Source organism: Corallococcus exercitus (assembly GCF_003611585.1).
Lineage (GTDB): Bacteria > Myxococcota > Myxococcia > Myxococcales > Myxococcaceae > Corallococcus > Corallococcus exercitus.
This window is the reverse complement of sequence record NZ_RAVW01000265.1, coordinates 1-13,283: the sequence shown is the minus strand read 5'-3', so window position 1 is coordinate 13,283 and position 13,283 is coordinate 1. Positions and strand designations below refer to the sequence as shown.

Genomic DNA, 13,283 nt, shown 5'->3' with positions numbered 1-13,283 from the left:
ACAGCCCCCCCGAAGTCCCCCCGCCGTCCGTCACGCGGTCCCCGGAGCTGAAACACCGTCATGCGTTACGCGAACATCCTGTCCACCGGCCGCTATGTCCCCGAGAAGCTCCTCACCAACGCCGACGTGGAGAAGATCCTGGGCGAGAAGGTGGACGAGTGGCTCCAGCAGAACGTGGGCATCAAGCAGCGCCACGTGATGGCGGACAACCAGGCCACCAGCGACCTGGCCGTGGCCGCCGCGAAGGAGGCGCTCTCCCGCGCGAAGGTGGACCCGAAGGAGCTGGACCTGGTGCTGGTCGCCAGTGACACACCGGACTACCTCTCCCCCGGCACGTCGTCCGTGGTGCAGGCGAAGCTGGGCGCGGTCAACGCGGGCACCTACGACATCAACGCCGCGTGTGCCGGCTGGGTGACGGCGCTGGACGTGGCGTCGAAGACGATTTCGGCGGATGACAGCTACCAGCGCATCCTGGTGGTGGGCGCCTACGGGATGACCCGGTACGTGAACTGGAAGGACAAGAAGACCTGCACGCTGTTCGCGGACGGCGCGGGCGCGGTGGTGCTGGGCGCGTCCGACAAGCCGGGCTTCCTGGGCGCGAAGCTCCTGGCCAACGGCGAGTACCACGACGCGCTGGGCATCTACACCGGCGGCACGAACCGGCCCGCCACGGCGGAGACGCTGGCGCTGACGGACGGCAAGCCCGCGGTGCAGTTCGTGCGCAAGTTCCCCTCCACGTTCAACACCGAGCGCTGGCCCATGCTGCTGGACACGCTGCTCAAGCGCGCGGACCAGACGCTGGACGACGTGAAGCTGTTCGTCTTCACGCAGCTGAACCTGCGCACCATCGAAGCCACCATGAAGGCGCTCAACCAGCCCATGGAGAAGGCGCACTACACGATGGACAAGTGGGGCTACACGGGCTCCGCCTGCATCCCCATGACGCTCGACGACGCGGTGCTGCAGGGCAAGGTGAAGAAGGGCGACCTGGTCGCCTTCTGCGCCAGCGGCGGTGGTCTCGCCATGGCGTCCGCCCTCTACCGCTGGACGGCTTAGTCCCCCCGCCCCCCGCCTCATTCAGACAGGAGTTCTTCGCATGTTCATCGGGGACTGGATGGGGCGGGGTGCCCTTTACTGGCCGGACGCGGTGGCCGTGGTGGACGTGGCCCGCAGGGACGCGGGCCGCTTCACCTACCGGCAGATGAACGCGCGCGCCAACGCGCTCGCGGGCTGGCTGCGGGACGTGGCGGGCGTGCAGCGCGGCGACCGCGTGGCCATCGTCGCGCACAACGGCGTGGAGTACCTGGACACGCTGTTCGCGTGCGGGAAGCTGGGCGCCATCTTCGTGCCCTACAACTGGCGGCTGCACGCGGCGGAGCTGACGGAGGGCGTGCGCGCCATCCGCCCGCGCGTGCTGCTGTTCGGGGACGACTTCAAGGACGCGGTGGCCCAGGTGCGCGAGCACGTGGGCGACGGCCTGCGCCTGGTCTCCCTGGAGGCGCAGGGGCTGCCCGGCGCGGATCCGTATGAGAAGGCCGTGGCGTACGCGCCCGCGGCCCCCGTCACCAACGACGCGGTCAGCGAGGAGGACATCCTCTGCCTGCTCTTCACCGGCGGCACCACCGGCCGCTCCAAGGGCGCGAAGGTGTCGTACCGCATGGTGGCGTGGAACACGCTCAACACGCTGGTGCATGAGCTCCGCCAGGGCGACGTGACGGTGACGCACACGCCGCTGTTCCACACGGGCGGGCTGCTGGTCTACACGCTGCCGCTGCTCACCGTGGGCGGCACCGTGGTGCTGATGCGCCGCTGGGATCCGGACGAGATGCTGGGGCTGGTGGCCAAGGAGAAGGTGACGCTCTTCTTCGCGGTGCCCACGCAGTACCAGCAGCTGATGGACTCGCCGCGCTGGAAGGGGACGGACTTCTCCTCCGTGCGCTTCGTCACCAGCGGCGGTGCGCCCCTGCCGGTGACGCTGCTCCAGGCGTGGCAGGCGGTGCACCCGGTGCCCTTCAAGCAGGGCTTCGGCATGACGGAGTTCGGCCCGGGCATCTTCAGCATGGGGCCGGAGTTCGCGGTGTCCAAGGCGGGCTCCATCGGCCGGCCCAACTACTTCATCGACGCGAAGCTGGTGGACGACGCCGGCAAGGCCGTGCCCGTGGGCGGGGTGGGGGAGCTGGTGCTGAAGGGGCCCTCCATGTGCTCCGGCTACTTCGAGGACGACGCCGCGACGAAGGAGGCCATCGACGCGGACGGCTGGTTCCACACCGGAGACCTGGCGCGCGTGGACGCGGACGGCTTCTTCACCATCGCGGGCCGCAAGAAGGACATGTTCATCTCCGGCGGAGAGAACGTGTACCCGCTGGAGCTGGAGTCGGTCCTGTACGAACACCCGGCCGTGCATCAGTGCGCGGTGGTGGGCGTGCCGGACGCGAAGTGGGGCGAGGCGGGCCGGGCCTACGTGGTGCTCAAGCCTGGGGCCGAGGCCTCGGCGGAGGCGCTGCTCGAGCACCTCAAGGGCCGGGTGGCACGCTTCAAGGTCCCCAAGCGGGTGGAGCTGGTGAAGGCCCTGCCGGTGTCCGCGGCGGGGAAGATTCTGAAGCGCGAGCTGCGCGAGGCGGCCATCGCCGCGGACGCGCGGGCCGCTTCGTGACGCACGGTTTTTCCTCTCTCAAGCAACGCAACCAGGAGCGCGCACATGGCTGATACATCCAGGAAGGTCGAGATCCGGGACATCCCCACGCAGCGGCTCCGGGTGCGCGCACGGCTGGTGGGCGAGGAGGGCTTTCCGGTCATCTTCGTGCACGGCAACTGTTCCTCGTCCGCGTTCTTCGAGTCGCTGATGAAGACGCTGCCCCAGGGCTTCCGGGGCATCGCGCCGGACATGCGCGGCTACGGGCACACGGAGGAGAAGACCATCCACGCGACGCGCGGCATGCGCGACTTCAGCGACGACCTGCTGGCGCTGATGGACACGCTGTCCCTGAAGCGCGCGGTGTTCGTGGCGCACTCGGCGGGCGCGGGCATGGTGATGCAGCTGTCGCTGGACCATCCGGAGCGCGTGGCCGGCCTGGTGGTGGAGGCGCCGCTGTCTCCGTACGGCTTTGGCGGCACGAAGGACGCGGACGGCACGCCGTGCTGGGCGGACTTCGCGGGCTCCGGCGGCGGCACGGCCAACCCGGACTTCGTGCAGCGGCTGAAGTCGAAGGACCGCTCCACGGAGTCGCAGACGTCGCCGCGCAACGTGATGAACGGCTGCTACGTGAAGCCGCCGTTCCGCCACCCGGACGAGGAGATGCTCCTGAGCTCCGTGCTGGACACGCACGTGTCGGACGAGCTGTACCCGGGCAACTTCGCCCAGTCGCCGAACTGGCCGGGCGTGGCGCCGGGCACCACGGGCATGAACAACGCCATGGCGCCCGCCTGGTACAACACCTCCGCCTTCGCGGCGCTGAAGAACGGGCCGGACGTGCTGTGGATCCGCGGCGCGGACGACGCCATCGTTTCCGACACGTCACTGTTCGACTTCGGCTTCCTGGGCAAGCTGGGCGCGGTGCCCGGCTGGCCCGGGGATGAGAAGTACCCGCCGCAGCCCATGGTGTCGCAGATGCGCAAGGTGATGGAGCGCTACGCGGCCAACGGCGGCCGCTACCGCGAGGTCGTCCTCCAGGACACGGGCCACAGCCCGCACCTGGAGAAGACGAAGGAGTTCCACGACCTGCTCGTCCCGTTCCTGCAGGAGCACGCCCGCTAGTCGTTTCGCCGTTTCCTGACGCGCGCTGAAGGCACGCGAGGGCCCTTCCGGGACGACCCCGGGGGCCCGTCGTGTGTCCGCGCGCGTCCTTTTGTCTGTCGTCGCAGTCTGCTGTCGCCGCAACCGTAACCCCCCACGGAGGTACGCATGCGAAGCACCTGGACGTTGTCACTCACCGCCGCAGTGCTGCTGGCTGGCTGCGGGGCGGAGCCGCCCGCCGAAGCCCCCCCGGCCCCGGAGTCCGTCGCCACGGCCGAGGCCCCGCTGGACGCGGACCTGGCGCCGTACTTCGACGCCATCCCCACCAACTTCACCACCCCCTATCGCGTGGTGGGCACGTACACGCCGCCCACGTGGTCCTGGGGGCAGATTGAGCTGCTGGAAGGCAAGCAGCGCTTCCGTTCCGAGTACTACAACCCGCGCACGCTGAAGCTGCGGGACCAGGACACGTACCAGTCCACGGACTACCCGCTGCGGACGTACTTTGGTTCGCTGAACCAGCAGCTGGTGAACGCGTTCAACCTCTACTACGCGAACAGCTGTGCCACGACGGCCGGGGCCCCCTGTCCCACGCCCGGCCCCACCAAGCCGGAGGCGCGCTTCGTCCTGCTGCACAAGGGGCGGAAGACCGCGGATCGCACCTGTGACGTCACCAAGACGCCGACGCTGCTGGTGCATGGCGCCATCCAGGACGCGAACGTGTGGCTGTTCCCTAACGGCAACAACGGTTCGGGCGGCACCTACGGCGGCGCGGCGCAGCTGACGGGCATGGTGCAGGACCTGGAGTCGAAGGGCCGCTGTGTGTACGCGGTGACGTTCGGCTCGTTCCACGGCGACAACTTCAACCACGCCATCCACGTGGCCAACGCCGTCCAGCGCATCAAGGCGCTGCACCCGGGCGTGGCGCGGGTGGACGTGGTGGCGTGGAGCAAGGGCGTGCTGGCGGTGGACCCCTGGCTGGAGAACGCGGCGACGTGGGGCGGCTTCAGCACGACGCGCTTCTTCGAGCGTCTGGCGAAGGAGCAGGCGTCGCAGGTGCCGGCGTATGACGACTCGGTGCGCGTGTACGTGCCGCTGTCCGGGCCGCACAAGGGCATCGACCTGAACTTCCGCCACCCCATCCACACGCTGACCATCGCGAGCACGGCCTCCAACGCGCCGGTGGGCCGTGGCCCGATGCCGTGGACGTACTTCTCCGCGATGCAGTGCGTGACGTTTGGTTACAGCGTGCCCTGGTTCAACAACCCCTACGCGGAGAGCGTGTGCAAGGATTCCGGCGGCGTGTGGACGGACTACTTCCGCCGCATCTACCTGTCGAACATCACGGGCCTGAGCAGCACGGGCACGCCGGTGTACGCGAGCTCGCTGCAGACGCTGAACACGAACCAGGGCCTGTCTTCGTCGTTGTTCAACTTCGACGACTACAACATGAGCCTCTTCGGCGCGGTGAACACCAGCGGCAAGTACGTGACGGCGTACCCGGGCCAGCTGCAGGCGGCGTATGACCTGCGTGGCACGTACCCGATTCCGGACCGCAGCGCGTCCGCGTGGGACGACATCGATCCGGACGAGAACCGCTACTTCCCCTGGCTGGACACGAAGCTCGTCTACAACCCGTACAACCCGTTCATCGCCGCGGGCTACATGCAGTCGAGTGACCACCGCGTGTGCCGCACGACGGCGTTCGACCCGGTGGGCTCGCCGTGCTTCGCGTACCACGCGGCCCCCATCTACGGCATGGGCCTCAAGAACGTGGAGGCGTACGACTCGCTGGGCTACGGCAAGTACCGCATCATGGACGGTCTGGGCATGGCCACGGCGATGGAGATGGGCGGCAAGTTCATCACGCGCCTGGCGGAGCACGGCCTGGATTCGCGCCTGCCGTCGCTCTACGTGCTCTACGGCACGGCGGGTGGTTCGCAGCCCTTCGAGACGGACGGCATGACGTCCACCACGTCCACGCTGCGCAGCGACGGCGTGCTCTTCGAGACGAGCATCGCGGCGATGACCCAGCTCACCCAGGGCTGGACGTCCACGAAGAAGACCGCCGACGCGAAGCAGGAGGGCATGGCCTATGACCACCTGAGCATGGGCATCACCCCGGCGGTGTGGAACAAGATCTCCGCGCACTTCGTTTCGCGGGACTGATGTCGTAGGAACCGCCGGGCATGCCCATCGTCCACGACTGGCTGGCCCGGCGGGCTTCGCTCGCCCCGGAGCGCACGGCGCTCGTTGATTCGCTCCGGGGTGGGCGGCGCATCTCGTGGGCGGAGTGGAATGCCTCCGCCCACCGGACCGCGCTGCTGCTTCGCGACCTGGGCGTGGGCTTGGGGGACCGCGTCGCCGTGCTCGCCTTCAACGGCGTGGAGACGCTGGACCTCGTGTTCGCGTGCGCCAAGCTGGGTGCCGTGCTCCAGCCGCTCAACTGGCGCCTGGGCGTGGAGGAACTGCACGGCCTGCTCTCCGATGTCGCCCCCTCCGTCGTCTGCTTCGGGCCGGAGTTCCGCTCGCAGGTGGACGCCTTGCGCTCGCGGCTTGCGGCGCGCTGGGTTCCCTTCGCGGATCCGCTTCCGGGGGAGCGTGCGTTCGCTTCGCGTGAGGACCTGTCCGGGGCGCTGCCCGCCGTTGAATTGGAGGCGGACTCGCCGTGGGTGCTCTGCTCGACTGGCGGCAGCACCGGCCTTCCGAAGTCCGCCGTGCTTACGCATGGCTCGCTCACCGCCAATGCCGTGAACACCATCGTCAGCTGGGGCCTCACCCAGGACGACGTCGCGCTGCTCAATGCGCCCTTGTTCCACACCGGCGGCCTCAACGTCTTCACGCTCCCGCTGGTGTACGTGGGCGGTGCCTCCGTCGTGTGCCGGGCCTTCGACGTGGCGCAGACCTTGGACCTCATCGACTCGGGCTCCGTGAACCTCGTGTTCGCCGTGCCCACCATGTTCATCGAGATGCAGCGGCATCCGCGCTTCGAGGCCGTGGACTTCTCCCGCCTCAAGCTGCTCATCAGCGGCGGCGCTCCCTGTCCCGCTCCCGTCTTCGAGCGCTTCTTCGCTCGCGGCATCCCGTTCCGCACCGGCTACGGCCTCACCGAGGGTGGCCCCAACAACTTCTTCCTCCCTGACGCCGTCATGCGCTCGCACGCGGGCTTCGTCGGCGTGCCCCTGTTCCAGGTCGAGGCGCGCATCGACGGCGAACAGCGCCCCGGGGACGTGGGCGAGCTGCTCCTTCGCGGGCCCCACCTGTGCGCCGGCTACTGGCGCCGCCCGGAGGAGACCGCTCGCACCTTCGTGGATGGCTGGCTGCACACCGGCGACCTGGCCTCCCGCGACGCGCAGGGCCTCTTCCGCATCGAGGGCCGCGCCAAGGACCTGATCATCTCCGGCGGCGAGAACATCCACCCCTCCGAGGTGGAGAGCGTCCTCGCCAGCCACCCCGACGTCGCCGAGGTCGCCGTCATCGGCGTACCCGACCCGAAGTGGGGCGAGGTCCCCCGGGCCCTTGTCGTCCCGCGGCCGGGCTCCGAGCCGACCCTGGAGGCGCTGGTGGCCTTCTGCTCGGGCCGGCTCGCCCGCTACAAGCTGCCCCGCACGCTGCGGCTGCTGGACGGCCTGCCGCGCACTCCGGCGGGCAAGGTGGACCGGCGGGGGCTCGCCCGGATGCATGGCGAGGGCTGAATTTCCGTTCCGTTGCGCCTGTCCCCCCTGACAGCCCCCGGATGTCCCGCCGGACCGCCGTCCGTAATATTTCGTCATGGGCCCGTAGCCCCCTGGAAATGTAGGGGTGAAAGGTTACAGGTCGCGGCCCGGAGGCGGTCCGCATCCCACGCGGAGACCCAAACCCATGGAGACCCCCCCACGCCCCACGACCTCCGAGGAAGCCACCATCCAGGTGCTCCTCGTCGAGGACGATGAACGCCTGGCGCGGCTCACCGCCCGCTACCTCCAGGAGCACGGCATCATCGTCACCGTGTCCGCGTCCGGCACCGACGCGCTCCTCCAGACGTCCCGCCACACCTACGACGTCATCCTCCTGGACCTCATGCTCCCCGGCCGCGACGGCCTGGAGGTCTGCCGCGAGCTGCGCACCCGCACGGACGTGCCCATCATCATGCTCACCGCGCGCGGGGAAGAGGCCGACCGCGTCCTGGGCCTGGAGTCCGGCGCGGATGACTACCTGCCCAAGCCCTACTCGTCGCGCGAGCTGCTGGCCCGCATCCGCGCCCAGGTGCGCCGCGCGCGCGGCAAGGTGGGCCCCACCAGCCACCCCGTGCACGCGGGCCGGCTGGTGCTGGACCCCCGCAGCCTGAGCGCGTCCCTGGACGGCAAGCCGCTGTCGCTCACCACCTACGAGTTCAGCCTGCTGCGCGTCCTGGCCGAGCGCGCCGGCCGCGTCCTCAGCCGGGAGCAGCTGCTCGACCTGGTGAAGGGCAGCGCGGACGAGGTGTTCGACCGCTCCGTGGACGTGCACATCTTCCGCCTGCGCCAGAAGCTGGAGGTGGATCCGCGCAACCCGCGCCTGCTCAAGACGGTCCGCGGCGCCGGCTACATGCTGGCCACGGAGACCGAGGCGGATCCGTGAAGTTCTTCCGCCTCCCCATGGGCCTGCTCCCCCGCATCTACCTGGTGGGAGTCATTCAAATCATCCTCGTGGGCGTGTCGCTCATGCTCGCGCGCGACCTGTTGCGCAACGAGTCCTGGCGCAACCGCTTCGACGACGAGCTGTCCTACTTCGTCGACGAGTGGTCCAACCTGCGCGACCAGCCCGCCGCGCTCCAGGCGTCGCTCGACCGCGCCCAGCAGCGCATGGGCATGCGCGTCACCCTGCGCGCCGCGGACGGGACGCTGCTGGGCAACACGCGGCCGGACCCCGTGCCCGCGCTCAGCCCCGAGGAGCTCTCCGCCGTCAGCTCGCGCGTCACCCGCAGTGGCCCGCGCGGCCCGTTCCCCGGATTTGGGGGCGGCCCCGGACGCATGCTGGTGGTGAGCCCCTACCCGGGGCCCGTCCAGGTCTACGCCGCCGTGTCCCTGCCCCCGCCGCCTCCGCCTCCGGATGGCGACCGGCAGACGGCCATCATCGTGGGGCTCGTGCTGGCGTGCACCGCCATCACCTCCGTCGCCTTCGCGCGCACGCTCGCGGGTCCGCTGGAGAAGCTGGCCAGCGCGGCGCGCGCGTTCGGCGCGGGAAGGCTGGACGTGCGCGCGGGCCTGCGCCGCAAGGACGAGCTGGGCCTGGTGTCCGAGGCCTTCGACGAGATGGCCGGCCGCATCACCCAGCTTCTGCGGTCGCAGAAGGAACTGCTCGCGAACGTGTCGCACGAGCTGCGCACGCCCCTGTCCCGCATCCGCGTGGCGCTGGACCTGGCCGCGGAGGGCGACGCGCAGACGGCGCGCGAGCTCTTGCCCGACATCACCGAGGACCTGTCGGAGCTGGAGCGCCTGGTGTCCGACGTGCTCACCACGTCCCGCCTGGAACTCGTGACGGATGGCGCGAGCGGCGGCGTGCCTCCCCTGCGCCTGGAGCGCGTGGACGCGAACGCGCTGGTGGACAAGGCCGCCGCCCGCTTCCGCTCCGCCCGGCCGAAGCACCGGCTGGAGGTCCAGGTGGATGGCGCGCTGCCGGCGCTCGAAGCAGACCCCGTGCTGCTGCGGCGCGTGTTGGACAACCTGCTGGACAACGCGGGGAAATATTCGGAGCCCGGCACCACCGTGAAGCTGCACGCCCGGGCGGAGGGCGACGGCGTCCAGGTGGAGGTCCGCGACCAGGGTATCGGCATCGAGTCGGAGGACCTGGCGCGCGTGGGCACGCCCTTCTTCCGCACCGACCGCAGCCGTGCTCGCACCACGGGCGGCGTGGGGCTGGGGCTGGCGCTGGTGCGCCGCATCCTGGACGCGCACCACGGCCAGCTCACGCTGGAGAGCCAGCCGGGCCAGGGCACCACCGCGCGCGTCGTGCTCCCCGGAGTGGGGGCGGCGGACACACCGGATGGTCGCCTCGCCGTGGGTCATCTTTCGTAATAGAGACGAGATTCACCGAAACATTCCAAAACGTAGATAAGGGGCATGAAGGCCTTGAGCGAGATGCCGCGAGAAGCGCCGGCCCTGGCGCCGGTGGAGCTGGATGAGGACGAGGGTCGCAAGCGCGGAGTGCCTCGCTGGGCCTGGATCCTGGCCATCCTGGTGGTGGCGGGCGCGGTGGTGTTCTGGCGCATGCGCGCCGGAAGCCAGGCGGACGCCGTCACCTACGAGACGACCCCCGCCGAGGCCCGGAAGCTCACGGCCAAGGTGACGGCCACCGGCACCGTGGCGGCGCTGGTGACGGTGCAGGTCGGCAGCCAGGTCTCCGGCCGCATCCAGGAGCTGATGGTCGACTACAACTCGCAGGTCAAGAAGGGGCAGGTCATCGCCCGCATCGACCCGCAGCTGGTGCAGGCCGCGCTGGACCGGGCGAAGGCGAACATGACCGCCGCGCGCGCGAACCTCCAGAAGGCTCGCGTGAACGCGGACGTGGCGAAGAAGCAGGCCGTGCGCTCGAAGGAGCTGCGCGCGCAGCAGTTCATCTCCCAGTCGGAGCTGGAGACCGCCGAGTCCGCCGCCGCCAACGGGCAGGCGGAGGTGACCGCCGCGGAGGGCTCGGTGGCCCAGGCGCAGGCCGCGCTCAACGAGGCGGAGGTGAACCTCAAGTACACGACCATCGTGTCGCCCACGGACGGCATCGTCATCTCGCGCAGCGTGGACGTGGGCCAGACGGTGGCCGCGTCCCTCCAGGCGCCCGTGCTCTTCACCATCGCGGAGGACCTGCGCAAGATGCAGGTCAACACCAGCATCGCGGAAGCGGACGTGGGCAAGCTGCAGCCCGGCATGAAGGCCACCTTCACCGTGGACGCCTTCCCGGGGGAGACCTTCGAGGGCGTCATCCGGCAGATCCGCAACGAGGCCATCACCGTGCAGAACGTGGTGACCTACCTGGCCGTCATCGACGTGCCGAACCCGGACCTGAAGCTCAAGCCGGGCATGACGGCGAACGTGACCATCGTCACGCAGCAGAAGGACCAGGCGCTCTCCGTGCCCAACACGGCGCTGCGCTACCGCCCCGCGCCGTCGCCGAACGCGCCCGCGCAGGCCCCGGCCCAGCCTGCCCCCGCCGGCATGCGCACCGTCTACGTGCTGCGCCGCCAGCCGGAGCAGAGGCCCCAGCCCGTGGCCGTGAACGTGCGCACCGGCATGACGGACGGCACCTTCACGGAGGTGGTGGAAGGCGAGCTGAAGGCCGGCGACCGCGTCATCACCGCGGCGAACTCGCCCGCGGGCGCGGCGCCCGGCTCGCCGGCTCCGTCAGGCGGGAGCCCCCTCGGTGGCCCGGGCGGCGGCCGGGGCATGGGCGGCGGCCGTCGCGGCGGGTTCTAGGCGCGGGCGCGTTCCAATCACAGACATCTCCACAGGCACCGCGGGCAGGGGAAGGGACAGAGGCACGACGATGGACGCGGAAACGAAGCGGGCACCCCCCGTCATCCAGCTCAAGAACGTGGCGAAGGTGTACCGCTCCGGTGACGTGGAGGTGCGGGCCCTGCGCGGCGTGGACTTCACGGTGGAGCCGGGCGAGTTCGTCTCCATCATGGGCTCCTCCGGTTCGGGCAAGTCCACGCTGATGAACATCCTGGGCTGCCTGGACCGGCCCACCTCCGGTGAGTACCTGCTCAACGGCCGCGAGGTGGCCCGCCTGGACCGCGACGGCCTGGCCCGCGTGCGCAACCGCACCCTGGGCTTCGTCTTCCAGAGCTTCAACCTGCTGGCGCGCACCACCGCGCTGGAGAACGTGGAGCTGCCCATGCTCTACGCGGGCGTGCCCTCCAAGGAGCGCCGCGCGCGGGCGAAGGAAGCGCTGGAGCGCGTGGGGCTGGGGGCCCGGCTGGACCACCACCCGAAGCAGCTCTCCGGCGGTCAGCAGCAGCGCGTGGCCATCGCCCGGGCGCTGGTGGGACGGCCGCGCGTCATCCTCGCGGACGAGCCCACGGGCAACCTGGACTCGCGCACCACGGTGGAGGTGATGGCGCTGTTCCAGCAGCTGCAGAAGGAGGGCCTGACGCTGGTGCTGGTGACGCACGAGCCGGACGTGGCCGAGTACACCCAGCGCATCGTGGTGGTGAAGGACGGGCGCATCGTGAACGACAGACGCCAGACGCCGAACCCGGCGGTGGTGCCCGCCGAGGAGGTGGGGACATGAGCATCCTGGAGACGGTCGTCCTGGCGCTGCGTGCGCTGCTGCGTTCCAAGACGCGCTCGGTGCTCACCGCGCTGGGCATCATCATCGGCGTGGGCGCGGTCATCGCCATGGTGGCCATTGGCGACGGCGCGAAGGCCAGCGTGCAGAAGGTCTTCGACTCCATGGGCACCAACCTGCTCATCGTCCTACCGGGTTCGTCCCGGTCCGGTGGCGCTCGAGGCGGCTTCGGCAGCCAGCCCACCATCACCTGGGACGACCTGGAGGCCGTGCGCACGCAGTTGCCCAGCGTGCGCGGCGCGGCGCCGGAGATGCGCTCCAACGCGCAGGTGTTCAGCGAGGACCAGAACTGGAACACCAGCATCATCGGCACGACGACGGACTACTTCACCGTGCGCAGCTGGACCATGGCGCTGGGCGCGCACTTCACGGACGCGGACAACGAGGCGGGCGCGAAGGTGGCGGTGCTGGGCCAGACGGTGGTGGACAACCTCTACGGCAAGGGCTTCAACCCCGTGGGGCAGGTCATCCGCATCAACAAGACGCCCTTCACCGTGATGGGCGTGACGGCGCCCAAGGGCCAGTCGCCCGTGGGCCAGGACTTCGACAACACGGTGTTCGTGCCGGCCACCACGTTCCGCCGCCAGGTGCAGGCGCAGAGCCTGGGCGCGTACATCACCGGCGCGGTGTTCGTGCAGGCGGCGAGCGCGGATGTCACGGCGAAGGCCCAGGCGGACGTGGCGAACCTCCTGCGGATGCGCCACCGGCTGGGGGAGAATGACGCGGACGACTTCGACGTGCGCAACCTGGCGGAGGTGGCCAGCGGTCAGCAGCAGAGCACGGAGACGCTGAGCCTCTTGCTCGCGGCCATCGCGGCGGTGTCGCTGGTGGTGGGCGGCATCGGCATCATGAACATCATGCTGGTGAGCGTCACCGAGCGGACGCGCGAGATTGGCGTGCGCGTGGCGGTGGGCGCCCGGCCGCGCGACATCCTGGCGCAGTTCCTCATCGAGGCGCTGACGCTGGCGGTGCTGGGCGGAATCATCGGGGCGGCCGTGGGCCTGGGCGTGGCGAAGCTGCTGGCCGCGCAGTTCGGCTGGCCCATGCTGGTCCGGCCGGACGTCGCGCTGCTGGCCATCGGGTTCAGCGGCCTGGTTGGGGTCGTCTTCGGTCTGTACCCGGCGCGCAAGGCGAGCCTGTTGGATCCCATCGATGCACTGAGGTACGAGTAATGCGCGCGCTTCCGTTGACGCTTTCGTTGTGCGTCCTGCCCGTGGTCGCGGGGGCCCAGACGGCCGCCCCGCCCGCGGCC

At 70.1% G+C, this 13,283-nt stretch carries 10 protein-coding genes; all 10 read left to right on the top strand.

From position 1 onward, the window contains the following. The first annotated feature begins 60 nt into the window (after positions 1 to 60). The 10 genes from D7W79_RS27570 to D7W79_RS27525 all read left to right on the top strand — a co-directional run bounded on the left by D7W79_RS27570 (position 61) and on the right by D7W79_RS27525 (position 13,203). Positions 61 to 1,056, top strand: a complete 996-nt coding sequence (locus D7W79_RS27570) for a 3-oxoacyl-ACP synthase III family protein (RefSeq protein WP_120528378.1) — start codon at positions 61 to 63, stop codon at positions 1,054 to 1,056. A 40-nt stretch (positions 1,057 to 1,096) separates the two neighbouring features. Continuing rightward, positions 1,097 to 2,653: an acyl-CoA synthetase gene (locus D7W79_RS27565; RefSeq protein ID WP_120528377.1), complete on the top strand. Its 1,557-nt coding sequence runs from the start codon at positions 1,097 to 1,099 to the stop codon at positions 2,651 to 2,653. Positions 2,654 to 2,698: 45 nt separating this feature from the next. Next, entirely contained in the window at positions 2,699 to 3,754 is a 1,056-nt protein-coding gene (locus tag D7W79_RS27560) for an alpha/beta hydrolase (protein ID WP_120528376.1), read from the top strand. Positions 3,755 to 3,901: 147 nt separating this feature from the next. Further along, positions 3,902 to 5,902 (top strand): esterase/lipase family protein, encoded by a 2,001-nt coding sequence (locus tag D7W79_RS27555; RefSeq protein ID WP_120528375.1) that lies wholly within the window; start codon positions 3,902 to 3,904, stop codon positions 5,900 to 5,902. 20 nt (positions 5,903 to 5,922) lie between these two features. Next, positions 5,923 to 7,428 (top strand): acyl-CoA synthetase, encoded by a 1,506-nt coding sequence (locus tag D7W79_RS27550; RefSeq protein WP_120528374.1) that lies wholly within the window; start codon positions 5,923 to 5,925, stop codon positions 7,426 to 7,428. Between the two features lie 166 nt (positions 7,429 to 7,594). Beyond that, entirely contained in the window at positions 7,595 to 8,332 is a 738-nt protein-coding gene (locus D7W79_RS27545; RefSeq protein ID WP_120528373.1) for a response regulator transcription factor, read from the top strand. Between the two features lie 17 nt (positions 8,333 to 8,349). Continuing rightward, positions 8,350 to 9,768 (top strand): HAMP domain-containing sensor histidine kinase, encoded by a 1,419-nt coding sequence (locus D7W79_RS27540; RefSeq protein ID WP_244221996.1) that lies wholly within the window; start codon positions 8,350 to 8,352, stop codon positions 9,766 to 9,768. A 45-nt stretch (positions 9,769 to 9,813) separates the two neighbouring features. Then, positions 9,814 to 11,157 (top strand): efflux RND transporter periplasmic adaptor subunit, encoded by a 1,344-nt coding sequence (locus D7W79_RS27535; RefSeq protein ID WP_120528371.1) that lies wholly within the window; start codon positions 9,814 to 9,816, stop codon positions 11,155 to 11,157. 70 nt (positions 11,158 to 11,227) lie between these two features. After that, positions 11,228 to 11,974 (top strand): ABC transporter ATP-binding protein, encoded by a 747-nt coding sequence (locus D7W79_RS27530; protein ID WP_120528370.1) that lies wholly within the window; start codon positions 11,228 to 11,230, stop codon positions 11,972 to 11,974. Then, entirely contained in the window at positions 11,971 to 13,203 is a 1,233-nt protein-coding gene (locus tag D7W79_RS27525) for an ABC transporter permease (protein ID WP_120528369.1), read from the top strand. The genes D7W79_RS27530 and D7W79_RS27525 overlap by 4 nt, the downstream gene beginning before the upstream one ends. Positions 13,204 to 13,283: the final 80 nt, after the last annotated feature.